The following is a 21,025-nucleotide window of genomic DNA, read 5'->3' as shown; positions in this document are numbered from 1 at the left end:
AGAAGATCTTCCGGTCGGAATGATCGATTCCCGGAGAGTCTCCGGTCGTGATGTACCGGAGTGGTGCGGTTCGGGTGTCGCCCGTTACCCGATTTTGACATGGCGGCCCCACTGAATGGCTCAATCCGAATGGCAAGATGCGGTAATCACACGAGGTCGCGACACTCGAAGGCGCGTGCTCTCGTCGACCTGCGGCGACGCCGCGCAGGCAGTCGCCGACCCCATCGGCAACTCCACCCATCCGCCGGAGGAACCCACCATGACCGCAAGCACCACCCGTCGTACCACCGCCGCGCACTCCCGGCTAGCAGCGGTCGGTGCGATCGCGGTCGCAGGCGCGCTGCTTCTCACCGGCTGCGGTGACCAGACCGAGGAGAACGGCTCGGGCACCAGCGACACCGCGTCGACGAGCGCCGCCCCGCTCGCCGACAAGCTCCCCCAGGCGATCCGCGACAAGGGCGTCGTCAAGGTCGGTTCGGACATCGCGTACGCCCCGGTCGAGTTCAAGGACGACTCCGGCAAGACGGTCGGCATCGACCCCGACGTCGCCGCCGCCCTGGGCAAGCAGCTCGGGGTGAAGTTCGAGTTCGAGAACGGCACCTTCGACACCCTCATCACCGGTCTGCGCTCCAAGCGGTACGACATAGCCATGTCCGCGATGACCGACACCAAGGACCGCCAGGAGGGCATCGACTCCGAGACCGGCAAGAAGGTCGGCGAGGGCGTCGACTTCGTCGACTACTTCACCGCCGGTGTCTCGATCTACACCAAGAAGGGCGACGACCAGGGCATCAAGACCTGGTCCGACCTGTGCGGCAAGAAGATCGTGGTGCAGCGCGGCACGGTCTCCGAGGACCTCGCCAAGGCCGAGAACGAGAAGTGCCCGACGGGCAAGAAGATCGCCATCGAGGCCTTCGACAACGACCAGCAGGCCCAGACCCGGCTGCGCGCGGGCGGCGCCAACGCGGGCTCCTCCGACTTCCCGGTCGCCGCGTACGCTGTGAAGACCTCCGGCGGCGGCAACGACTTCCAGCTGGTCGGCGAGCAGGTCGAGGCCGCTCCGTACGGCATCGCGATCGCCAAGGACAACACCCAGCTGCGCGACGCCATCAAGGCCGCGCTGGACGCGATCATCGAGAACGGCGAGTACCAGAAGATCCTGGAGAAGTGGGGCGTCACGGAGGGCGCCGTCGAGGAAGCCACCATCAACGGCGGCAAGTGACCGCGCGCCGGCGGCACTGAAAGGCAACGCCCGTGACTGTTGACATCGACAAGACGACGGGGCCGGCCGACACACCCCCGGCCGGACCGGAGGCCATCAAGGCCATCCCGGTCCGGCACTACGGGCGGTACGTCTCCGCCGTCGTCGCCCTCGCCCTGCTGGGCGGGGTCGTCTACGCGTTCTCCCAGGGCAAGATCAACTGGGGCACGATCCCGGACTACTTCTTCGACGACCGCATCCTCAGCGGTGTCGGCAAGACGCTGCTGCTCACCGTGCTGGCCATGGCGATCGGCATCGTCGGCGGCATCCTGCTGGCCGTGATGCGCCTGTCGAAGAACCCGGTGACCTCGTCGATCGCGTGGTTCTACATCTGGTTCTTCCGCGGCACCCCGGTCCTGGTGCAGCTGATCGTCTGGTTCAACCTGGGCCTGGTCTTCGAGTACATCAACCTCGGGCCGTTCTACAAGGACGAGTGGTCGGACTTCATGACCCCGTTCCTGACGGCGCTGCTGGGGCTCGGTCTCAACGAGGCCGCTTACATGGCGGAGATCTGCCGGGCCGGTCTGCTCTCGGTCGACGAGGGCCAGACCGAGGCGTCGCACGCGCTGGGCATGAGTCACGCGAAGACGCTGCGCCGGATCGTCGTCCCGCAGGCGATGCGCGTGATCGTGCCGCCGACGGGCAACGAGGTCATCAACATGCTGAAGACGACCTCGCTGGTGTCGGTCGTCCAGTACCCCGAGTTGCTCCGCGCCGCCCAGGACATCGGCCAGACCTCCGGCGCACCGGCCGAGATGCTCTTCCTGGCCGCCGCCTGGTACCTGCTGCTGACGTCGGTCTTCAGCGTCGGCCAGTACTACCTGGAGCGCTACTACGCGAAGGGCTCCACGCGTCAGCTGCCGCCGACGCCGTGGCAGAAGGTGAAGGCCAACATGCTGTCCCTCGGCCGCCCGAAGGGAGGCATGGCATGAGCGAGAAGCTCGTCGAGTCGGACGCCCCCGTGAAGGGGTCCACCGTTCCCATGGTCAAGGCGGAGGGCGTCCACAAGTCCTTCGGTCCCGTCGAGGTCCTCAAGGGCATCGACCTGGAGGTGAGGACCGGCGAGGTGTTCTGCCTCATCGGCCCCTCCGGCTCCGGCAAGTCGACCTTCCTGAGGTGCATCAACCACCTGGAGAAGATCAACGCCGGCCGTCTGTACGTGGACGGCGAGCTGGTCGGCTACCGCCAGAAGGGCGACAAGCTGTACGAGCTCAAGGACAGCGAGGTCGCCCTGAAGCGCCGGGACATCGGCATGGTCTTCCAGCGCTTCAACCTGTTCCCGCACATGACGGCCGTCGAGAACGTCATGGAGGCGCCCGTGCAGGTCAAGGGCGTGAGCAAGGCACAGGCCAGGGAGCGCGCGATGCAGCTCCTGGAGCGCGTGGGCCTCGGCGACAAGGCCGGGAACTACCCCTCGCAGCTCTCCGGCGGCCAGCAGCAGCGCGTGGCGATCGCGAGGGCGCTCGCCATGGATCCCAAGCTGATGCTGTTCGACGAGCCGACCTCGGCCCTCGACCCGGAGCTGGTCGGTGACGTCCTCGACGTCATGCGGGACCTGGCCGAGTCGGGCATGACGATGATCGTCGTCACCCACGAGATGGGCTTCGCCCGCGAGGTGGGCGACAGCCTGGTCTTCATGGACGGCGGCGTGGTGGTCGAGTCGGGCAACCCGCGCCAGGTGCTGACCGATCCGCAGCACGAGCGGACCAAGTCGTTCCTGTCCAAGGTGCTCTGACACCTCCCGCGGGCACGCGCAGCGAGGGGCGGTACGGACTTCCGTACCGCCCCTCGCCCGTGGCCCGGCCTACTTCAGCGCCAGCAGCAGCGTGTCCGACGGCGAGCACCACACCGGGCGGGCCTCGGCGAACCCCTGCTCGCGCAGCACGCGCGCGTGCCAGGCCGCGGACGGCGTGTCGCCGTCGGCGTGGTCGCCGTAGATCTCGAAACGGCGGGCGGTGGGCTCGGCGAGGGCGGGGTCCTCGGCGGCGAGCCGCCACCATCCGGCCCAGTCGAGGGCGCCGCCCTCCCTGGCCCGGTCCATGCGGGCGTGGCGCAGGGCGCGCTCGGCCGCGTTGATCCGGGGCGTGGTCTCGTCGATCATGTGGTCCGCGTTCATGAAGACACCGCCGTCGCGGACCAGGCCCGCGACGTGCCCGTAGAGGTCCGCGAGAGGTTCCCGGTGCAGCCAGTGCAGAGCGGTCGCGGTCAGCACGGCGTCGTAGGAGTCGTGCGGCAGCGCCGCCGTCCAGTCGGGGTCCGTGAGGTCGGCGGTGACGAAGGCGACCCGCCCGTCGCCCGCGAAGGTGCCCTCGGCGATGGCGAGCAGCGCCGGGTCCAGGTCGACGCCGGTGCTGGTGGCGTCCGGGAACCGGGCGAGCAGCCGGGCCGTGATGCTTCCCGTGCCGCACGCGAGGTCCAGCACGCGCGCAGAGGTGCCGACGAGGGCCTCCACCATGTCGAGCATGACCCGGAACCGCTCCTCGCGGTCGGGCATGTACCACTCCTGCTGCCGGTCCCAGCTCTCCTGCCAGGCCTGCCAGTCGGCGGCGGCCGTGGTGGTGTCCGCGTCCGTCATCGAGCCCCTCCCTCGCACACGTCACGTAATACCCTGAAAGCACGATCGTCTGTTACCCGACCGCACGCACGACCATAGAGCCCCTGCGTAAGGACTACAAGTGGAACTGGCCTATTACTCGGATTACGCCGTCCGTCTCGTCAACACCGAGGAACCGGCGCGGGGCAAGGACGTCCTGACCTCGATCGAGGCCGTGCGCGCCCTGTTCGGCGCCAACCAGTCGGCGGCGCGCCGCGCGACCGAGGCGGACGTGACCCGGTTCCGTTCCGTGCGGGCCCGGCTGCGCGCGGTCTTCGAGGCGGCGGACGGCGGCGACGAGACGCTCGCCGTCGACCTGCTGAACTCGCTGCTGCTGGAGTTCCCGGTGAGCCCGCAGATCTCCGGCCACGACTTCCGCGACGACGACGGCCGTCCGCTGTGGCACATGCACCTGGCCGACCACCCGTCCAACGCGACCGCCGGATTCGCCGCCATCGCGGCGATGGGCCTGGCCTTCCACCTCACCGAGTACGGCGTGGACCGCCTCGGCCTGTGCGAGGCGCCGCCCTGCCGCAACGCCTATCTGGACACCTCGACCAACCGCTCCCGGCGCTACTGCTCCGACCGCTGCGCCACCCGGGCCAACGTGGCGGCCTACCGCGCCCGCAAGCGCCTGGAGGCCGACCGGGCGGAGAGCACCGGCCGGGCCGCCGACAGCGCCCAGCCCACCACGGCCGGCACCGAACGCCGGTCCGACCCGCGCGGCCGGTAGCGGAAGCGGACCCTGCCGAGCACCAGCTCGTCGGGGACGACCCCGTAGTCGGTGCTGTCGCCCCCGGCGTACGCGTTGTCACCGAGCACCCACCAGCCGCCCTCGCGCCGCTCCGCGGCCCGCTTCACCACGAGCAGGTCCTGCTGGAAGGGGTGTCTCAGCACGACCACGTCACCGCGTTTGATCCGGGCCCCGTAGTGCACCAGGAGCCGGTCCCCGTGGTGCAGCGTGGGCACCATGGACGGCCCGGTCACCTCGGCGACCCCGAAGGGCAGCGGCGCCCTCACCCGCTCGGCGTCCTGCGGCAGCTCCGGCATCACCCGGCACCTCCCCGGTCTTTCCTCCACCAGTCTCAGTCTCACCCGGGACTTTTGTCCTAAGCCCACGGGGGCACCCGAGAAAAGCACTCCGCCACGGAGTAATGTCCCCTCTGAGAAGACGATCACGAGGAAGGAATGCTCCATGCTTTCCCGCCTGTTTGCCCCCAAGGTAAAGGTCAGCGCGCACTGCGACCTGCCCTGCGGTGTGTACGACCCTGCCCAGGCCCGCATCGAGGCGGAGTCGGTGAAGGCCGTCCAGGAGAAGATGGCCGGCAACGACGACCCGCACTTCCAGGCGCGTGCCACGGTCATCAAGGAGCAGCGTGCGGAGCTCGCGAAGCACCACGTCTCCGTACTCTGGAGCGACTACTTCAAGCCCCCGCACTTCGAGAAGTACCCGGAACTGCACCAGCTGGTCAACGACACCCTGAAGGCCCTCTCGGCCGCCAAGGCGTCGACCGACCCGGCGACCGGCCAGAAGGCGCTGGACTACATCGCCCAGATCGACAAGATCTTCTGGGAGACCAAGAAGGCCTGACCGGCCGGATTTTTTCATCGCGACCGACGATCCGCGCACCCGCGCGGGTCAGCGGGCATCCCGAAGGGGCCGGGCCGACCGCGGTCGGCCCGGCCCCTTCGGCGACCTCTGCGGGGAGGGCGTGGCGGAGTCCGACGCGTCGGCGCCGCGGCCGGGCGCGGAAGGGGTCGCCGAGCGGGAGGGGTGGACCGCGGCGTCCTGCAGCCGCAGGGCCGGTCCGCCCGTCAGACGTCCTCCGCGGTGACCCGTCCCGGCTTCTCGACCGGCGCCGCGCTCCGGGCGTCCCTCGTCCGGCCGGTCTCGCCGGGTCCCCGGACGAGGCGGTCCCCGCACTCGGGATTGCGACACGGGCCGGGCACCCACACCGGTACCCACATGCCCAACGTCTTGTGGCGCCGGACGACCGTCTCCACTGGCTGTCCGCAGAGGGGACAGACGGGTTCCTTGCTGCCCATGTCCTCAGGGTAGACCCGGCGACGGTCCGACGCTCCCCGCCGTACGTCCCGGCCCACCGCGCCGTTGCCGAGACTGCGCACCGACTCCGGGCCGACCCGCGCCGCCGAGAAGCCCGAGTCGGACACCGGCGTCCCGGGCAAGGGGGAAGAGGGTTCCGCGTTCCGCCGGCCCCGATCACCGTGCGGCTCCGGCCGCCGCCGAGCCGCTACCCCGGATGCCGTCCGCGGTCCGCCGCGGTGTGGCGGGCCGCTCGGGTGGGGCGGGCGGCGACCGCGAGGCAGAGGCACACGGCCGCCGCGGGGACGACGACCACCGCCGCGGGGACGACGGCGGTCGCCGGTCCGTGCCCGCCCCCGTGTCCCAGGGCCGGCAGCAGGGCGGTCACGGCCGCCACGCCCGCGGCCGGCCCGGCGACGACCAGGGCCGTGACCGCTCCGCGGGAGCGGTGAGCGGCGACGGGCAGCGGTCCGTGCGGCAACTGCGCCCACTGCCGGGCCGCCTCCCGCTGCTCACCGGCGCGCCGCACGGCGGCACCGGTCCACAGGGCGGCGGTGGCCGACCCGCCCGCGGCCACCACGGCGCCCGGCGCGCCCCACCCCGTGGTCACGAGCAGCACCAGGGCGACCGCCGCGAGCGTGCCCCAGCCGGTCAGGCAGGCGAGCGCCGCGGTGCGGCGGGACAACGGCCGGTCGGCGCCGGCCCGCAGGTCGGCGAGGGCGGGCAGGTACCAGACGCAACCGGCGGCCGTCACCACCGCGCACCCCAGGGCCAGAACGGGCTGCGACACCGCTCACCTCACCGTTTCGATGTCGAGCGCGGCGATCTCGGGGTGATGCAGGTCGAACGCCGGGGACTCGCTGCGGATCTTCGGCAGGCTGAGGAAGTTGTGCCGCGGCGGCGGGCAGGAGGTCGCCCACTCCAGCGAACGGCCCCAGCCCCAGGGGTCGTCGACCTCGACCTTCTTGCCGTACTTGGCCGTCTTCCAGACGTTGTAGAAGAACGGCAGGAGCGACAGTCCCAGCAGGAACGACCCCATCGAGGAAAGGGTGTTCAGGGCGGTGAAGCCGTCGGCGGCCAGGTAGTCCGAGTACCGGCGCGGCATGCCCTCGGCGCCCAGCCAGTGCTGGACCAGGAAGGTCAGTTGGAAGCCGGCCGTCAGCGTCCAGAAGGTGATCTTGCCCAGGCGCTCGTCGAGCATCTTGCCGGTGAACTTCGGCCACCAGAAGTGGAAGCCGGCGAACATCGCGTACACGACCGTCCCGAAGACGGTGTAGTGGAAGTGCGCGACGACGAAGTACGTGTCGGTGACGTGGAAGTCCAGCGGCGGCGAGGCCAGGATCACGCCGGTCAGCCCGCCGAAGACGAACGTGATCAGGAAGCCCAGCGTCCACAGCATCGGCGTCTCGAAGGACAACGAGCCCTTCCACATGGTGCCGATCCAGTTGAAGAACTTCACCCCGGTCGGGACCGCGATCAGGAAGGTCATGAAGGAGAAGAAGGGCAGCAGCACGCCGCCGGTGGCGTACATGTGGTGCGCCCACACCGTCACCGAGAGGCCGGCGATCGCGATGGTCGCGCCGATCAGTCCCATGTAGCCGAACATCGGCTTGCGGGAGAAGACCGGGACCACCTCGGAGACGATGCCGAAGAACGGCAGCGCCAGGACGTACACCTCGGGATGGCCGAAGAACCAGAACAGGTGCTGCCACAGCAGCGCGCCGCCGTTGGACGCGTCGAAGATGTGGCTGCCGAACCTGCGGTCGCACTCCAGCGCGAACAGCGCCGCCGCCAGCACCGGGAACACCATCAGCACCAGCAGCGCCGTCAGCAGCACGTTCCAGGTGAAGATGGGCATCCGGAACATCGTCATGCCGGGAGCGCGCATGCAGATGATCGTGGTGATGAAGTTGACCGAGCCCAGGATCGAGCCGAAGCCGGACAGGGCCACGCCCATGATCCACAGATCGGCGCCGATGCCCGGCGAGTAGACCTCGTTGGACAGCGGGGCGTACAGGAACCAGCCGAAGCTGGCCGCGCCGCCCGGGGTGAGGAACCCGGCGGCCGCGATCGCGGAACCGAACAGGAACAGCCAGAAGGCCAGCATGTTCAGCCGGGGGAACGCCACGTCGGGCGCGCCGATCTGCAGCGGCATGAGCCAGTTCGCGAAGCCGGTGAAGAGCGGCATCGCGAACATCAGCAGCATGATCGAGCCGTGCATCGTGAACGCCTGGTTGAACTGCTCGTTCGACATGATCTGCAGGCCCGGACGGGCCAGCTCGGCGCGCATCATCAGCGCCAGCACCCCGCCGATCACGAAGAACACGAACGCGCTGACCAGGTACAGCGTTCCGATCTTCTTGTGGTCGGTGGTCGTCAGCCAGTCCACCCACGCGGCCCGGCGCACCGCGGGTGCCGCCGCGACGGTCCCCTCGCGGGCCACGGCCCCCGCCCGCGGCACGGGGCGCGCCGGCCCCTCCTCCGCAGTCCCGACCTTCTCCATGCGTGTCTCGTCCACCGGACGCCTTCCTCCCCATCCTGTTTCGCGCGCCCATGATCGGCGCCGGGGAAGGTGGTCCACATGGGTCGAACAGTCCCCGTGCGGGCCTTCGGGTAGGGGCCGATGGTCCCTGTTCTCACCCGGTCGCGGGCACCGCCCGGCGGGCGGCCCCCTCGGGCCACACGACCTCCACGGGGACGCCGTGTGCGCGGGCGTACGTCACCAAGTGGGCGGTGGCGTCACGGCCGTTGGAGGGAGAACCGTCCCAGACGGCCAGGAGGAGGCCGCTGGAGACGACGAGCCGCTCGTCCGCGCCGACGCAGGAGTCACGGTCCAGCGGGTCGTACGACAGCAGACGCACCTGGTCGGCGAGGGTCAGCAGCTCGCCGGTCGCCATCCGGTCGCGCGGGGGCGGCATGGCCGGCACCCCGTTCCGCGTCGGGATCACCACGGCCAGCGGGCACCCCGACGCCCGCGCGGCCCGGCCGGAGGCCAGTGGTGCCCCCGCGCCGGAACGCACCATGGCCATGGTCCGGACGGGACGCCGTGCCAGCCGCGCCCGCAGCGCGGACTCCACCAGTGCGAGCGCGTCCGGGGTCAGATCGGCGTGCCCGACCACCGCGATGTCCCCGCTCGTCGTCCCGTCGTCCCCCGCCGCTGCACTCATCCCGCCCCTGGCCGCCCTCGTCGTCCGACGTCCCGCCGGACCCCGGGGGGCGTCGGCGGGTGCTCTTCGCGAGGCCAGTGAAGTCCGGACGCGCGTCGGCGACTAGGGCCGAACGTCCCTGTCGGGCACGGACGGGAGGTACGGGGAGTCACCCGTCCAGGCCGTCCCGCGGGCCGGTGGTACGGGGTTCGCGCCACATCGGCCACATGTACGGGCCGTCCGGGAGGAGCAGGGGGTCCCCGGCCGGTGCGAAGCCGAGGCGCTCGTACAGCAGGCGGCTCCGTTCGCTGCTCGCCTCGAGATAGGCCGGCAGCCCCTCCCGGTCGCAACGGTCGAGGACCGATCCGATCAGCGCGGTGCCGAGTCCCTCGCCCTGCCGGCCGGGGGTGACGCCGATCATCCACAGGTACTCGTGGGCCCGCCCCGAGGGGTGGATGTCCGCCGTCAGCCGGCCGATCAGCTCCACGCGCTCGTTCCCCGGGTCGACGGCCCGGCGCACCTGTGCCGGACCGTCGTCGTCCGTCCCCCCGTCGCCGCCGCCTTGGTCGTCGTCGTGGTCGTCCGCGGGTACGGACATCCACAGTGCGCACGCCGATCCGTCCTCGGTGACGTCGATGCGCCCCTCGGCGAGCACGATCTCGGTGAACGCGGCCATGAGCCTGTGGTGCGTCGTACGGCGGTACTCCTCACCGGGGAAGACCCAGCCGCTCACCGGATCGTCCTGGAACGCCTCGTCCAGGAGCCGGACGATCAGCTCCCGGTCCTCGTCCCCAGCCGTCCGGATCGCCACGCCCATGTCCGCCCCTTCGTCTCAACCACCTTTGACCGTACGGGGGTTGAGCCTAGCGGGGCGCCCCGGAGGTGTGGGGTGGACGGGTCCCGCACACCGTGGGGAAGTGCGGGACCCGCCGGGCCGGAGCCACGGTGGCCGTACGGGGTCAGGAGCCGCACGGTCCCGGTGGGCCCGGGGACGGGGCGACGGCCGCGCGGGACGGACGGGGACACGCGCTCCGGTGTCCCTCGGCCGCCCCGGCGAGCCGTCAGGTGCTGCGCCGGGTCACGAACTCGGCCAGGGCCAGCAGCCCGCCCGCAGCCTCCGGGTCGGGCACCGCGCGGGCCACTTCCTGCATCGCGCGGGCCATCCGGTCGGCCGCCTGGGCCTGCGCCCAGTCGCGGCCGCCCGCCCGCTCCACGGCCAGGGTGATCCGCTCCAGGTCCTCCTCCCGGTGCGCGGTCGCGTAGAGCGCGGCGAGTTCGGCGGCGGCCGGGGTCCCCGAGGTGAGCGCGGCGACCACCGGCAGTGACTTCTTGCGGGCGGCCAGATCCGCTCCGGCCGGCTTGCCGGTGCGGCGGGGGTCCCCCCATATGCCGATCACGTCGTCGATGAGCTGGAAGGCCAGCCCGGCCTCGCGGCCGAACGCGTCCAGGGCCGCCACGTCCGCGTCCTCGGCGTCCGCGTACAGCGCCCCGATCGCGCAGGCGCATCCGAGCAGTGCCCCGGTCTTGGCCTCGGCCATGGTGAGCGTCTCGGCGAGGGTGACCTCGCCGGGGCCGCGCCGCTCCATGGCCGTGTCCGTGTGCTGCCCCGCGCACAGCTCGACGACACAGTGCGCGAGCCGGGCCGCCGCGGCCGGGGCCGCCGGATGCGGGTCCTCGGCGAGCAGCCCCAGGGCGAGCGCCTGGAGGGCGTCCCCGGCGAGGATCGCGTCGGCGTCGCCGAACACCGTCCACGCCGTGGGCCGGTGGCGTCGGGTGGTGTCCCGGTCCATCACGTCGTCGTGCAGCAGCGTGAAGTTGTGGACCAGTTCCACCGCGGCCGCCGCCCGCACGGCCGCCCTCCGGGCTTCGGACCCGCCCAGGGCGGAGGCCGCGGCGAGCACCAGCGCGGGGCGGATCGCCTTGCCCGAACCCTCCTCGGCCGGGGTGCCGTCCGCGTGTTCCCAGCCGAAGTGGTAGAGCGCGATCCGGCGCAACGGGCCCGGCAGCGAACCGAGGGCGGCCCGCAGCGCGGGGTCGACCTCGGCCCGCGCCCGCTCCAGCAGGATCGCCGCCTCCTGTCCCTCGCCGGGGTACTGTTCCGGCTCGGTCGTCCGCGATGGCACGCGTGGGGTCGGGCACTCCGTCGCGGGCCCCGTTTTCGGCTCCGTCATGGACTCCGTCATCGACTTCACCCCCGGGGCCGGCTCGTGGAACGCAGGGGCGGCGCCTGCGCCGCCGTCGAGCACGTACCCCCGAGATGTACCCGCCCGGACGGGCGGGGACACGGCGAGTGCACCGGAATCTCGCGGACGGTCACCGCCAGCGGCCGATCTCGACGTTCTCCAGGACACCGAGCGCGTCCGGCACCAGGACCGCGGCCGAGTAGTAGGCCGTGACCAGGTACTTGATGATGGCCTGTTCGTTGATGCCCATGAACCGCACGGACAGGCTCGGCTCGATCTCGTCGGGGATGCCCACGGCCCGCAGCCCGATGACGCCCTGCTCCTCCTCGCCGGTGCGCAGGGCGATGATGGAGGTCGTCCGGGCCTCGGTCACCGGGATCTTGTTGCACGGGAAGATCGGCACGCCCCGCCAGGTGGGGATGCGGTTGCCGCCCATGTCGATGGTCTCCGGGACGAGTCCCCGCTTGTTGAGTTCACGGCCGAACGCCGCGATCGCGCGCGGGTGGGCGAGGAGCAGCCGCGTCCCGCGCCGCCTGCTGAGCAGCTCGTCCATGTCGTCGGGGCTCGGCACGCCGTCGTGCGGCTGGATCCGCTGGTCGTACTCGCAGTTGTGGAGCAGGCCGAAGTCGCGGTTGTTGACGAGTTCGTGCTCCTGGCGCTCCTTCAGCGCCTCCACGGTCAGCCGGATCTGCTGTTCCGTCTGGTTCATGGGCTGGTTGTAGAGGTCGGCCACGCGCGTGTGGATGCGCAGTACGGTCTGGGCGACGCTGAGTTCGTACTCGCGCGGCTGGGCCTCGTAGTCGACGAAGGTGTGCGGGATGTCCGGCTCCCCGCTGTGACCGGCCGCGAGGTCGATCTCCTTCTCCCCGTACTTGTTCGTGCGCTGCCCCGGGATCGTGCGGATCCCCCGCAGGTGCTCGCGCAGGGTTTCGGACCGCTCGGCGACCTGGGTGACGGCCTCGCGGGGCAGGGCGAGCACGGTGCAGGCGGTGAGCGTGCGCGCCGTGTACTCCCAGATGGCGTTCTCGTCCAGCAGTGCCTGCTCGCCGAAGTAGGCGCCGTCGGCGAGGACACCGAGGGACTCGTCCTCGCCGTAGGGGCCGGTGCCGATCTTCTCCACCCTGCCGTGCGCCAGCAGGTACACCTCGTCGGCCGGGCTGCCGAACGAGGCGATCACCTGGCCCGCCTCGATCTCCCGCTGCCGGCAGCGGGAGGCCAGTTCGGACAGCACCTCATCGTCGTCGTACGACCGCAGGGCCGGCAGTTCGCCCAGTTCCGCGGGGATGATCTCGACTCGGTCGCCGGTCTTCACGAACGTCATCCGGCCGTCGCCCACGGCGTACGTCAGCCGCCGGTTGACGCGGTAGGTACCGCCCTGCACATCGACCCAGGGCAGCATGCGCAGCAGCCAGCGCGAGCTGATCTCCTGCATCTGCGGCACGGATTTGGTCGTGGTGGCCAGGTTCCGCGCGGCTGCCGTACCGAGGCTCTGCTGCTGCCTGGTCTGCTCCGCGCCGACCTCTTCGCCTACCGACATAGAGAATTGTCCTCCCCTGTGGTGACCCGTGTCCGTCCATTCCGGACTCCGGACTGCACGATCAAGCGTTCCTCACGCAACGCGCTCGCACCATTACCCGAATGAGCGGGAATGGATCTTGGGTGGTCTGGGCACAATGGGGGGCCGTTCGGCGGAGCCTTGCCGGAAGGAAATTGTCCGGATCGACTCGTACGGAATCCGAACGAGTAGTTGAACGCGTTCCTTTTAGGTAAGAGGCCGGTAGCAGGCGGTTGCGACGGGCGGCCGCCGCCCGGCACGAAGGAGGGCGGTCATGGCCCCACCCATGTCCGCGAACGCGTTCCTGCGCGCTCTGAAGGCGGAGGGGCTCACGGTCGTCGAGGTCGGCGACTGGCGGACCCACAACCGCAACCACAAGGGCCCGTGGGGCCCGGTCCACGGCGTGATGATCCACCACACGGTGACCAAGGGCAGCGCCCGGACCGTGGAGCTCTGCCGCAAGGGCTACACGGGCCTGCCGGGTCCCCTGTGCCACGGCGTCATCACCAAGGACGGCCGGGTCCACCTCGTCGGCTACGGCCGGGCCAACCACGCGGGACTGGGCGACGACGACGTGCTGCGCGCGGTGATCGCCGAGAGGGCCCTGCCGGCGGACAACGAACAGAACACCGACGGCAACCGCCACTTCTACGGCTTCGAATGCGAGAACCTGGGCGACGGCAAGGACCCCTGGCCGGCCGCGCAGCTGGAGGCCGTCGAGAGAGCCGCGGCCGCGGTGTGCCGCCACCACGGCTGGAACGAACGGTCGGTGATCGGGCACAAGGAGTGGCAGCCGGGAAAGGTGGATCCGCGCGGGTTCACGATGAGCTCGATGCGGGAGCGGATCCGCAGCCGGCTGAGGTGACCCGGCGGCGCCACGGCGTACGCGACCGGTGGCGACGGCCGCGGGGATCCGCGGTGGTCGCTCACCTCGCGTTCCGCGGTCCACAGCCGTGGACGTCCATCGGCGGCGCCCGGTCGCCGCACCGCGCGCGGGACGTCGTCCGCCGTCTCGGGGGCGGCCCCGTCCTTCCATTCCTCCCGCCCCGTCCCCGGGCCGCGCGATCCGCGCCCCGGTGATCGCCCTGGGGTGCCCGCGGGGAGGGCCGGTCCCGCGGGTGCCTTCCGCGCCCGCGGGACCGGCCGACTGCCGCCCCGGATACCGCCCGAGCCCGGGTCCCCCCCTCCGGGCGACAATGGCCCCGTGACCAGCTCCGACGACCCCGGCTCCACCGCCCTCACCGGTCTGCGCCCGCGGCTGCCCTCACCGCTGCAGGAGGTGACGGACGAGCGGTTCGCGCGGCGCGGGGTCCGGTTGCTGCTGAAGCGGGACGATCTGATCCACCCCGAGCTGGTCGGGAACAAGTGGCGCAAGCTGGCCCCGAACCTCGCGGCGGCGGGCGGGCGGACGGTGCTCACCTTCGGCGGCGCCTACTCCAACCATCTGCGGGCCACGGCCGCCGCCGGCCGGCTGCTCGGCCTGCGCACGGTCGGCGTGGTGCGCGGCCAGGAACTCGCCGGCCGCCCGCTCAACCCCTCGCTGGCCCGGTGCGTGTCCGACGGCATGCGACTGCACTTCGTCGACCGGTCGACGTACCGCCGCAAGACCGAGCCGGAGACCCTCGCGGCCGTCCTGCGCGCGGCGGACGCCGAGACCGCGTACGTCGTGCCCGAGGGCGGCAGCAACTCCCTCGCGGTGCGTGGCTGCCGCACGCTCGGTGCGGAGCTGGCCGGCCGGGCCGACGTGGTCGCGGTGGCCTGCGGCACCGGCGGCACCCTCGCCGGTCTGGCCGCCGGACTCGGCACCGGCGGGCGCGCACTGGGCGTTCCGGTGCTGAAGGGCGGCTTCCTGGCCGACGTGACACGCGCCCTGCAGGACGAGGCGTTCGGCGGCCCCCGCGGCGACTGGAGCCTCGACGACCGCTTCCACTTCGGCGGTTACGCCCGTGTCCCCGAGGAACTCGACGCCTTCGCCGAGGACTTCGAGCACCGGCACGGCATACCCGTCGAACGTCTCTATGTCGCCAAGTTGCTTCACGCCCTCGTCGCCCTGGCGGAGGAAGGCGCCTTCCCGCGCGGGAGCACGGTCGCCGCCGTGATCACCGGCCGTCCCTTCCCCTGACCGCCTCTCCCCCCTTCCCCCTTCCTCCCGCTTTCCCCCCTCACCGGTCCGGAGCCGTCTCCCGGTACGCCGCCGCCTCCTCCAGGTCCAGTCGGCGCAGCAGCGTCCGCAGCATCTCGTCGTCGATGTACCGGCCGTCGCGCAACCTGACGAACACCTCGCGCTCCGCGCCGATCATCTCCCGCGACAGCCGCCGGTAGGTGTCGTCCACCGTCTCCCCGGTGACCGGATTGACCTGGCCGAGTCGTTCCCAGACGGCGTTGCGGCGGCGCTCCAGGACGGTGCGCAGCCGGTCGGCGAGCGGTGCGGGCAGGGCGTTGCGCTCGTCGGCCAGCAACTCGTCCAGCCTCTGCTCGGCGACCCGGGAGGCCTGCGCCTGGGCGTTGGCCTCCGCCAGGGTCTCGGCCTGTGCGTCGCGCCCGGGGAACTTCAGCACGCGGATCAGCGGGGGCAGCGTCAGCCCCTGCACGACCAGGGTGCCGATGACGGTGGTGAAGGTCAGGAAGAGCAGCAGGTTGCGGTGCGGGAAGTGCTCGCCGTCGGCGGTGAGCGGGATCGAGGAGGCGATGGCCAGCGAGACCACGCCCCTCATCCCGGCCCACGCGATGACGAACGGCTTCTTCCAGCCGGGTCTCCCCTCGCGTCCCCGGATCCGCGCCGACAGCATCGGCGGCAGCCAGGTCGCCGGGTAGACCCAGACGAACCGCGTGACGACGACCACCGCGAAGACGGCGAGCGCGTACCAGGCGGCGTTGACGCCCTCGTGTTCCTCCCCGAGGCCCTTGAGGACGATCGGCAGTTGCAGCCCGATGAGCGCGAACACCGCGGACTCCAGCACGAACGCGACCATCTTCCGCACCGCCTCCTCCTGGAGGCGGGTGGCGAAGTCGACCTCCCACGCACGGTGCCCCAGGTAGAGGGCGACGACCACGACGGCGATGACGCCGGAGGCGCCCACCTGCTCCGCGGCGGCATAGGCGACGAACGGGATCAGCAGGGAGAGCGTGTTCTGCAGCAGCGCCTCCTTCACGTGCGTGCGCAGCCAGTGCAGGGGGGCCATCAGCACCAACCCGAACACCACCCCGCCGACCGCGGCGAGCAGGAACTCCCCGATCCCCCCGACCCAGGACGCCCCCTCGCCGACCGCCGCCGCCACGGCCACCCGGAACACAGTGATCGCGGTGGCGTCGTTCAGCAGGGACTCGCCCTGGAGGATGGTGGTGACCCGGGACGGCAGTCCGACCCGGCGCGCCACCGCCGTCGCCGCGACCGCGTCCGGCGGGGCCACCACGGCACCGAACACCATGGCCGCGGTCAGGGACAGGCCCGGCACCATCGCGTACAGGGCCCAGCCGACGACGAAGGTCGCGAACAGCACGTACCCCACCGAGAGCAGCGCCACCGGCCGCAGCTGTGCCCGCAGGTCCAGGTAGGAGCTGTCGGCGGCCGCCGTGTACAGCAGCGGGGGCAGCAGGAGCGGCAGGACGACGTGCGGGTCCAGCGTGTAGTCGGGCACCCCGGGGAGGTAGCTGACCGCCAGGCCGGCCGCGACCAGCAGCAGCGGTGCCGGCACCGGGGTGCGCCGGGCGGCAGCGGCGACCGCGGTGCTGCCCGCGACCAACAACAGCAGGGGAATCACATCCATGTCCGGCCCGCCCTCGGTTTTCCGCGCGGTCTTCCGCGTGCCCGTCGTAATCTGGCCATCATGAAACAGTGCACGCATGCCGACGCGCTGCCGCACCCGGAGCCCGCCCCGCTCAGCAAGACGTGTCCGGAGTGCCTGCGGGACGGCACGGATCCGGTGCAACTGCGCCTGTGCCTGAGCTGCGGCCACGTCGGCTGCTGCGACTCCTCGCCGGGACGGCATGCGACGGGGCACCACAGGGAATCCGGCCACCCCGTGATGCGGAGCCACGAACCGGGCGAGGACTGGCGCTGGTGCTTCGTCGATCATGTACTCGTGTGACCCGACGGGACTCCGGTGCCGGACGGTTCGACCGTCTGACGCCTGGGTACGTCAATGCGGCGCGCGCTCTTCCCATTTGGGCCCGCAGACCCCTAGCCACGGAGCGTATTCATAGTTTTACTATGAGTTACACCAGTGGCCGGGGTCCCGGGACAGGATCGCCGAGAGCGCGATAGCGTCACCGCTGAACCACGTAGCGCGTTGCCCGGGGGGTGCCCCCGGCCCTGAAACGCTTGTACCACCTTGGAGGTGAGGGTGTCCCAGTTCGCAGGCGAGCCCGCGACCCAGGACTTCGTGGAAGTCCGGCTGCCGGCCGCGGGGGCCTACCTGTCGGTGCTGCGCACGGCCACGGCCGGGCTTGCCGCCCGTTTGGACTTCACCCTCGACGAGATCGAGGACCTGCGCATCGCGGTCGACGAGGCCTGCGCGATCCTGCTCCAGCAGGCCGTGCCGGGGTCGGTGCTCAGTTGCGTCTTCCGGCTCGTCGACGACTCGCTCGAGGTCACCGTCTCGGCGCCGACCACGGACGGTCACGCCCCCTCGCGGGACACCTTCGCCTGGACCGTCCTGTCCGCGCTCGCGGGCAAGGTCTCCTCGGCCGTGGACGAGGACAAGACCGTTTCGATCAGCCTCTACAAACAGCGCGGCGCGGGACCCGGGCCGGCGTGAGGAACGAGGACGGGCCGGTGCGGGACGAAGAACGCGGCACAAGGGAGCTGCCGGCCGAGCGCGTGCCGGACGGCATCGACGGCATCCCCGAGCAGGCCCGGCCACACCCGGAGGACGACGCCGTGGAGGCCGGCTCCACGGGCGGCGGGCAGCCCGGCGGTGCCGCACGGGGCACGCCTCCGGGCGGATCGGCCGGGGTCGCTCCCGGCCACGGGGACGCCCCCGCCCGAGCGAAGCCGGCGGCGGGGGACGAGGCGAGCGCTCGGGGAAGGGCGACGACGGGCGGGACGATGAGCGAGCACGAGCGACACGCCGAGGACGAGGCGCCGCGGGCGCCGAGCGCCCGGGGCGCCGGAAGCACACCGGGCCCCCGGAACGCACACGACGCGCAGGACCGCAGCGGGGCGCGCGCCATGTTCCTCGAGCTGCGCTCGCTGCAGGACGGCAGCCCCGAGTACGCGGAACTGCGCAACCAGCTGGTCCGCATGCATCTGCCGCTCGTCGAGCACCTCGCGCGCCGCTTCCGCAACCGCGGCGAACCGCTGGACGACCTGACCCAGGTCGCCACCATCGGGCTGATCAAGTCGGTCGACCGCTTCGACCCGGACCGCGGCGTGGAGTTCTCGACGTACGCGACCCCGACGGTCGTCGGCGAGATCAAGCGGCACTTCCGCGACAAGGGCTGGGCGGTGCGCGTACCGCGCCGGCTGCAGGAGCTGCGCCTGGCGCTGACGACGGCCACGGCCGAGCTCTCGCAGCTGCACGGCCGCTCCCCCACGGTCCACGAGCTGGCCGAGAAGCTGGCCATCTCGGAGGAGGAGGTCCTGGAGGGCCTGGAGTCCGCCAACGCGTACTCCACGCTGTCCCTGGACGTCCCCGACACCGACGACGAGTCCCCGGCGGTCGCCGACACCCTCGGCGCCGAGGACGAGGCGCTGGAGGGCGTGGAGTACCGGGAGTCGCTCAAGCCTCTGCTGGAGGATCTGCCGCCGCGCGAGAAGCGGATCCTGCTGCTGCGCTTCTTCGGCAACATGACCCAGTCGCAGATCGCGCAGGAGGTCGGCATCTCGCAGATGCACGTCTCCCGGCTGCTGGCCCGCACCCTGGCCCAGCTGCGGGAGAAACTGCTCGTGGAGGAGTGAGCAGGCGCTACTTCCCGGCGTTCCCGGGCCCCCGGATGCCGAGGGCCCGGGTCGTCTCGGGGTTGAGCAGCAGGACCAGCGCGGTGACGGCCACCACGGCGAGCGCGATGCCGGCCGGGATGGCCACGCTGTCGGCCTTCAGCAGGGTGTAGGCCACCGGCAGCGCCATGAGCTGCGTGATGACGGCGGGGCCGCGGCTCCAGCCGCGTCGGCCGAGCAGTCCCCGCGCGGCGATGAGCGGCAGCAGCGCGAGGACGATCAGCGTCACCCCGCCGGTGACGGCCTGTTGGCGGTCGTCCGGCTCGCCCGTGATGCCGAGGACCAGCATCCAGACGCCGCCGACCACCAGCGTGAGCCCCTCCAGGGCGACCAGCGCCGCGGCGTACGTCAGACGGCGCGGGCGGGGGCCGGTGGTGTCCGGACTGGTGGAGGTCTGCTCACTGCTCACCCCTGAAGGGTAGCCCTCGCCGCACCCGCCCCCCGTGCCGAGGTTCACGCCCCCTGTCCCCGGCCGATCCCGCACCTCGGCCTGTGCCCGGTACCGCCCAGTAGGTACCCTGCACGTCATGCGTGCACTTCTCGTGGTCAATCCGGCGGCAACCACCACGAGTGCGCGCACGCGCGACGTACTGATCCACGCGCTCGCCAGCGAGATGAAGCTGGAGGCGGTCACCACCGAGTACCGCGGCCACGGACGCGACCTGGGCCGGCAGGCGGCGGAGAGCGACGACGTCGACCTGGTCGTGGCCCTCGGCGGTGACGGCACGGTCAACGAGGTCGTCAACGGACTCCTGCACGCCGGACCCGACCCGGAGCACCTGCCCGGACTCGCCGTGGTCCCCGGCGGCTCCACCAACGTCTTCGCCCGCGCCCTGGGGCTGCCCAACCATCCCGTGGAGGCCACCGGCGCCCTGCTGGACGCGCTGCGCGAGGGCCGCGAACGCACCGTGGGCCTGGGCCTGACCTCGGGAACCCCGGGTTCGGAGGACGAGGCGGTGCCGGCCCGCTGGTTCACCTTCAACGCGGGGCTGGGCTTCGACGCCGGTGTGGTCGGCCGGGTGGAGCAGCACCGCGAGCGCGGCAAGAAGTCCACCCACGCGCTGTACGTGCGCCAGGTGGTGCGCCAGCTGTTCGGCGAACCGCACCGCCGGCAGGGGATGATCACCCTGGAGCAGCCGGGCGAGGACCCGGTCACCGATCTGGTGCTCTCCATCGTCTCGAACACCTCGCCGTGGACGTTCCTCGGCAATCGCCCGATCTACGCGTCGCCCGAGGCCTCGTTCGACACGGGCCTGGACATCTTCGGCCTGAGCCGGCTCTCCACCGCCGCGGTTGCCCGGTATGGCACCCAGTTGCTCGCTTCGTCCCCGGAGCGCGGCCCGCACGGCAGGCACGCCGTCTCCCGGCACGATCTGACGCAGTTCACCTTGCATTCGAAGGTGCCACTGCCTCTTCAGATGGACGGTGACCACCTGGGGCTGCGTACCAGCGTGACGTTCACAGGCGTACGCCGTGCACTGCGTGTGATTGTGTGAGCAGAAAGGGCCAAAGTCCTTTCACTCGAACGTTTAGGCCAGGATCCACCCCATGGAAGTACGGCTGTGACCTAGTCGACACCGAAGAATCAAAAAAAACTTTCCGGAAGGGGTTGTATCCGCCGCCGAGGTTTGCGAGTCTCTACATGGCGATCGGGACGGCCCACTACATCGGCCTCCACAGATCACCGGAACCCCTCTTCACACCCAAGGACCACGCCAGGAACCCTGGCAGTCGGCCCTTCACTTGTTGAGGGATTCGTGAAAGCGTTCACATTCACAAGCAACCCCGCAGTAATACCAAGGAGAGGTAGCAGCCATGGACTGGCGTCACAACGCCGTTTGCCGCGAGGAAGACCCCGAGCTCTTCTTCCCCATCGGCAACACCGGTCCCGCGCTGCTGCAGATCGAGGAAGCCAAGGCCGTCTGCCGTCGCTGCCCGGTGATCGAGCAGTGCCTGCAGTGGGCGCTCGAGTCCGGTCAGGACTCCGGCGTCTGGGGTGGTCTCAGCGAGGACGAGCGTCGCGCGATGAAGCGCCGCGCCGCCCGCAACCGGGCCCGTCAGGCCTCCGCCTGACACCCCTGCCCCTGCTGACAGCCTGAGCTTGGCGGCGCGTGCAGCGCGCACGCATCTCCCGCCCCGAGCCGCAGCGCGCAGTTCCCCCCGAGCTCTCGACTTCGCTCGAGCAGGGGGTGACCCCATCGCATGAGCGTGAGCCCCGGCCGTTCCACCGGTCCGGGGCTCTTCGCTGTCCGCGTGCGTCCGGTGCGCCGCGCCGGTTTCGGCGCCTGACGGGTCGCCAGGCGCC

Annotated in this window: 23 protein-coding genes; 12 read left to right on the top strand and 11 right to left on the bottom strand. The window is 71.3% G+C overall.

Annotated elements, in window-relative coordinates:
* Window positions 1–259: 259 nt before the first annotated feature.
* Genes CP969_RS25695 through CP969_RS25685 form a run of 3 tightly spaced genes read left to right on the top strand, consistent with a single transcriptional unit; the run spans window position 260 to window position 2,996 of the window.
* A complete protein-coding gene (locus CP969_RS25695; protein ID WP_026084876.1) occupies window positions 260–1,222 on the top strand; it encodes an ABC transporter substrate-binding protein in 963 nt (320 codons plus the stop codon).
* 32 nt (window positions 1,223–1,254) lie between these two features.
* Window positions 1,255–2,193: an amino acid ABC transporter permease gene (locus tag CP969_RS25690; RefSeq protein ID WP_004983523.1), complete on the top strand. Its 939-nt coding sequence runs from the start codon at window positions 1,255–1,257 to the stop codon at window positions 2,191–2,193.
* Window positions 2,190–2,996 carry an amino acid ABC transporter ATP-binding protein gene (locus CP969_RS25685; RefSeq protein ID WP_016824655.1) on the top strand — a complete coding sequence of 269 codons (807 nt, stop codon included), beginning with the start codon at window positions 2,190–2,192 and terminating at the stop codon, window positions 2,994–2,996. Before CP969_RS25690 ends, CP969_RS25685 begins: the two co-directional genes overlap by 4 nt.
* 69 nt (window positions 2,997–3,065) lie before the next feature.
* Here the strand turns inward: CP969_RS25685 and CP969_RS25680 are convergent, their stop codons facing one another.
* Window positions 3,066–3,836 carry a class I SAM-dependent methyltransferase gene (locus tag CP969_RS25680; protein ID WP_016824656.1) on the bottom strand — a complete coding sequence of 257 codons (771 nt, stop codon included), beginning with the start codon at window positions 3,834–3,836 and terminating at the stop codon, window positions 3,066–3,068.
* Between the two features lie 100 nt (window positions 3,837–3,936).
* On the opposite strand from CP969_RS25680, the gene CP969_RS25675 reads away from it, so the two are divergent.
* On the top strand, window positions 3,937–4,587 hold the full coding sequence (locus CP969_RS25675; RefSeq protein ID WP_004983530.1) for a CGNR zinc finger domain-containing protein: 651 nt from the start codon (window positions 3,937–3,939) through the stop codon (window positions 4,585–4,587).
* Here the strand turns inward: CP969_RS25675 and sodX are convergent.
* On the bottom strand, window positions 4,470–4,904 hold the full coding sequence (gene sodX / locus CP969_RS25670) for a nickel-type superoxide dismutase maturation protease (RefSeq protein WP_144055250.1): 435 nt from the start codon (window positions 4,902–4,904) through the stop codon (window positions 4,470–4,472). The two genes, CP969_RS25675 and sodX, sit on opposite strands and share 118 nt — an antisense overlap.
* Before the next feature lie 145 nt (window positions 4,905–5,049).
* Here sodX and sodN point away from each other — a divergent pair, with 145 nt between their 5' ends.
* Window positions 5,050–5,445, top strand: coding sequence for a superoxide dismutase, Ni (gene sodN / locus CP969_RS25665; RefSeq protein WP_004983535.1), 396 nt, complete (start codon window positions 5,050–5,052; stop codon window positions 5,443–5,445).
* 224 nt (window positions 5,446–5,669) lie between these two features.
* Here the strand turns inward: sodN and CP969_RS25660 are convergent, their stop codons facing one another.
* The 7 genes from CP969_RS25660 to CP969_RS25630 all read right to left on the bottom strand — a co-directional run bounded on the left by CP969_RS25660 (window position 5,670) and on the right by CP969_RS25630 (window position 12,764).
* Window positions 5,670–5,900, bottom strand: a complete 231-nt coding sequence (locus CP969_RS25660; RefSeq protein WP_026084878.1) for a hypothetical protein — start codon at window positions 5,898–5,900, stop codon at window positions 5,670–5,672.
* Window positions 5,901–6,106: 206 nt separating this feature from the next.
* A complete protein-coding gene (locus CP969_RS25655) occupies window positions 6,107–6,688 on the bottom strand; it encodes a hypothetical protein (protein ID WP_016824659.1) in 582 nt (193 codons plus the stop codon).
* A 3-nt stretch (window positions 6,689–6,691) separates the two neighbouring features.
* A complete protein-coding gene (gene ctaD / locus CP969_RS25650) occupies window positions 6,692–8,416 on the bottom strand; it encodes an aa3-type cytochrome oxidase subunit I (protein WP_016824660.1) in 1,725 nt (574 codons plus the stop codon).
* Between the two features lie 118 nt (window positions 8,417–8,534).
* Window positions 8,535–9,065 (bottom strand): hypothetical protein, encoded by a 531-nt coding sequence (locus CP969_RS25645; protein WP_004983538.1) that lies wholly within the window; start codon window positions 9,063–9,065, stop codon window positions 8,535–8,537.
* A gap of 148 nt (window positions 9,066–9,213) precedes the next feature.
* Window positions 9,214–9,861 carry a GNAT family N-acetyltransferase gene (locus CP969_RS25640; RefSeq protein WP_016824661.1) on the bottom strand — a complete coding sequence of 216 codons (648 nt, stop codon included), beginning with the start codon at window positions 9,859–9,861 and terminating at the stop codon, window positions 9,214–9,216.
* A 244-nt stretch (window positions 9,862–10,105) separates the two neighbouring features.
* Window positions 10,106–11,227 (bottom strand): family 2 encapsulin nanocompartment cargo protein polyprenyl transferase, encoded by a 1,122-nt coding sequence (locus CP969_RS25635; protein WP_026084880.1) that lies wholly within the window; start codon window positions 11,225–11,227, stop codon window positions 10,106–10,108.
* A 130-nt stretch (window positions 11,228–11,357) separates the two neighbouring features.
* Window positions 11,358–12,764 carry a family 2B encapsulin nanocompartment shell protein gene (locus CP969_RS25630; RefSeq protein ID WP_004983544.1) on the bottom strand — a complete coding sequence of 469 codons (1,407 nt, stop codon included), beginning with the start codon at window positions 12,762–12,764 and terminating at the stop codon, window positions 11,358–11,360.
* Between the two features lie 304 nt (window positions 12,765–13,068).
* On the opposite strand from CP969_RS25630, the gene CP969_RS25625 reads away from it, so the two are divergent.
* A complete protein-coding gene (locus CP969_RS25625; RefSeq protein WP_016824663.1) occupies window positions 13,069–13,647 on the top strand; it encodes a peptidoglycan recognition protein family protein in 579 nt (192 codons plus the stop codon).
* Between the two features lie 339 nt (window positions 13,648–13,986).
* Entirely contained in the window at window positions 13,987–14,904 is a 918-nt protein-coding gene (locus tag CP969_RS25620) for a 1-aminocyclopropane-1-carboxylate deaminase/D-cysteine desulfhydrase (protein WP_016824664.1), read from the top strand.
* 40 nt (window positions 14,905–14,944) lie between these two features.
* Here CP969_RS25620 and CP969_RS25615 read toward each other — a convergent pair whose 3' ends face one another.
* Window positions 14,945–16,549, bottom strand: coding sequence for a Na+/H+ antiporter (locus tag CP969_RS25615; protein ID WP_016824665.1), 1,605 nt, complete (start codon window positions 16,547–16,549; stop codon window positions 14,945–14,947).
* Between the two features lie 60 nt (window positions 16,550–16,609).
* Here CP969_RS25615 and CP969_RS25610 point away from each other — a divergent pair, with 60 nt between their 5' ends.
* The 3 genes from CP969_RS25610 to CP969_RS25600 all read left to right on the top strand — a co-directional run bounded on the left by CP969_RS25610 (window position 16,610) and on the right by CP969_RS25600 (window position 18,681).
* Window positions 16,610–16,870, top strand: coding sequence for a UBP-type zinc finger domain-containing protein (locus CP969_RS25610; protein ID WP_004983554.1), 261 nt, complete (start codon window positions 16,610–16,612; stop codon window positions 16,868–16,870).
* A gap of 255 nt (window positions 16,871–17,125) precedes the next feature.
* Window positions 17,126–17,539 (top strand): ATP-binding protein, encoded by a 414-nt coding sequence (locus tag CP969_RS25605; protein WP_004983566.1) that lies wholly within the window; start codon window positions 17,126–17,128, stop codon window positions 17,537–17,539.
* Between the two features lie 17 nt (window positions 17,540–17,556).
* Entirely contained in the window at window positions 17,557–18,681 is a 1,125-nt protein-coding gene (locus CP969_RS25600) for an RNA polymerase sigma factor SigF (protein ID WP_004983567.1), read from the top strand.
* Window positions 18,682–18,688: 7 nt separating this feature from the next.
* Here CP969_RS25600 and CP969_RS25595 read toward each other — a convergent pair whose 3' ends face one another.
* Window positions 18,689–19,129, bottom strand: a complete 441-nt coding sequence (locus CP969_RS25595; protein WP_004983568.1) for a hypothetical protein — start codon at window positions 19,127–19,129, stop codon at window positions 18,689–18,691.
* A gap of 118 nt (window positions 19,130–19,247) precedes the next feature.
* Between CP969_RS25595 and CP969_RS25590 the strand changes: the two genes are divergently transcribed.
* Window positions 19,248–20,216 carry a diacylglycerol/lipid kinase family protein gene (locus CP969_RS25590; protein WP_004983571.1) on the top strand — a complete coding sequence of 323 codons (969 nt, stop codon included), beginning with the start codon at window positions 19,248–19,250 and terminating at the stop codon, window positions 20,214–20,216.
* A 319-nt stretch (window positions 20,217–20,535) separates the two neighbouring features.
* Entirely contained in the window at window positions 20,536–20,793 is a 258-nt protein-coding gene (locus CP969_RS25585; RefSeq protein WP_003992873.1) for a WhiB family transcriptional regulator, read from the top strand.
* The last annotated feature ends 232 nt before the right edge of the window (window positions 20,794–21,025 follow it).

This window comes from Streptomyces viridosporus T7A (assembly GCF_008704515.1).
GTDB classification, from domain to species: Bacteria; Actinomycetota; Actinomycetes; order Streptomycetales; family Streptomycetaceae; genus Streptomyces; species Streptomyces viridosporus.
Note: the sequence above shows the minus strand (reverse complement) of the source record. Positions and strands in the feature narration are given on the sequence as shown.

What these genes read in the sequence shown, in the direction of transcription:
- CP969_RS25695 (WP_026084876.1), top strand. Translation starts at nt 260, where the DNA reads ATGACCGCAAGCACCACCCGTCGTACCACCGCCGCGCACTCCCGGCTA.
- CP969_RS25685 (WP_016824655.1), top strand. Translation starts at nt 2,190, where the DNA reads ATGAGCGAGAAGCTCGTCGAGTCGGACGCCCCCGTGAAGGGGTCCACC.
- CP969_RS25680 (WP_016824656.1), bottom strand. Translation starts at nt 3,836, where the DNA reads ATGACGGACGCGGACACCACCACGGCCGCCGCCGACTGGCAGGCCTGG.
- sodX (WP_144055250.1), bottom strand. Translation starts at nt 4,904, where the DNA reads ATGCCGGAGCTGCCGCAGGACGCCGAGCGGGTGAGGGCGCCGCTGCCC.
- sodN (WP_004983535.1), top strand. Translation starts at nt 5,050, where the DNA reads ATGCTTTCCCGCCTGTTTGCCCCCAAGGTAAAGGTCAGCGCGCACTGC.
- CP969_RS25660 (WP_026084878.1), bottom strand. Translation starts at nt 5,900, where the DNA reads ATGGGCAGCAAGGAACCCGTCTGTCCCCTCTGCGGACAGCCAGTGGAG.
- CP969_RS25645 (WP_004983538.1), bottom strand. Translation starts at nt 9,065, where the DNA reads ATGAGTGCAGCGGCGGGGGACGACGGGACGACGAGCGGGGACATCGCG.
- CP969_RS25640 (WP_016824661.1), bottom strand. Translation starts at nt 9,861, where the DNA reads ATGGGCGTGGCGATCCGGACGGCTGGGGACGAGGACCGGGAGCTGATC.
- CP969_RS25635 (WP_026084880.1), bottom strand. Translation starts at nt 11,227, where the DNA reads ATGACGGAGTCCATGACGGAGCCGAAAACGGGGCCCGCGACGGAGTGC.
- CP969_RS25630 (WP_004983544.1), bottom strand. Translation starts at nt 12,764, where the DNA reads ATGTCGGTAGGCGAAGAGGTCGGCGCGGAGCAGACCAGGCAGCAGCAG.
- CP969_RS25625 (WP_016824663.1), top strand. Translation starts at nt 13,069, where the DNA reads ATGTCCGCGAACGCGTTCCTGCGCGCTCTGAAGGCGGAGGGGCTCACG.
- CP969_RS25615 (WP_016824665.1), bottom strand. Translation starts at nt 16,549, where the DNA reads ATGGATGTGATTCCCCTGCTGTTGTTGGTCGCGGGCAGCACCGCGGTC.
- CP969_RS25610 (WP_004983554.1), top strand. Translation starts at nt 16,610, where the DNA reads ATGAAACAGTGCACGCATGCCGACGCGCTGCCGCACCCGGAGCCCGCC.
- CP969_RS25590 (WP_004983571.1), top strand. Translation starts at nt 19,248, where the DNA reads ATGCGTGCACTTCTCGTGGTCAATCCGGCGGCAACCACCACGAGTGCG.
- CP969_RS25585 (WP_003992873.1), top strand. Translation starts at nt 20,536, where the DNA reads ATGGACTGGCGTCACAACGCCGTTTGCCGCGAGGAAGACCCCGAGCTC.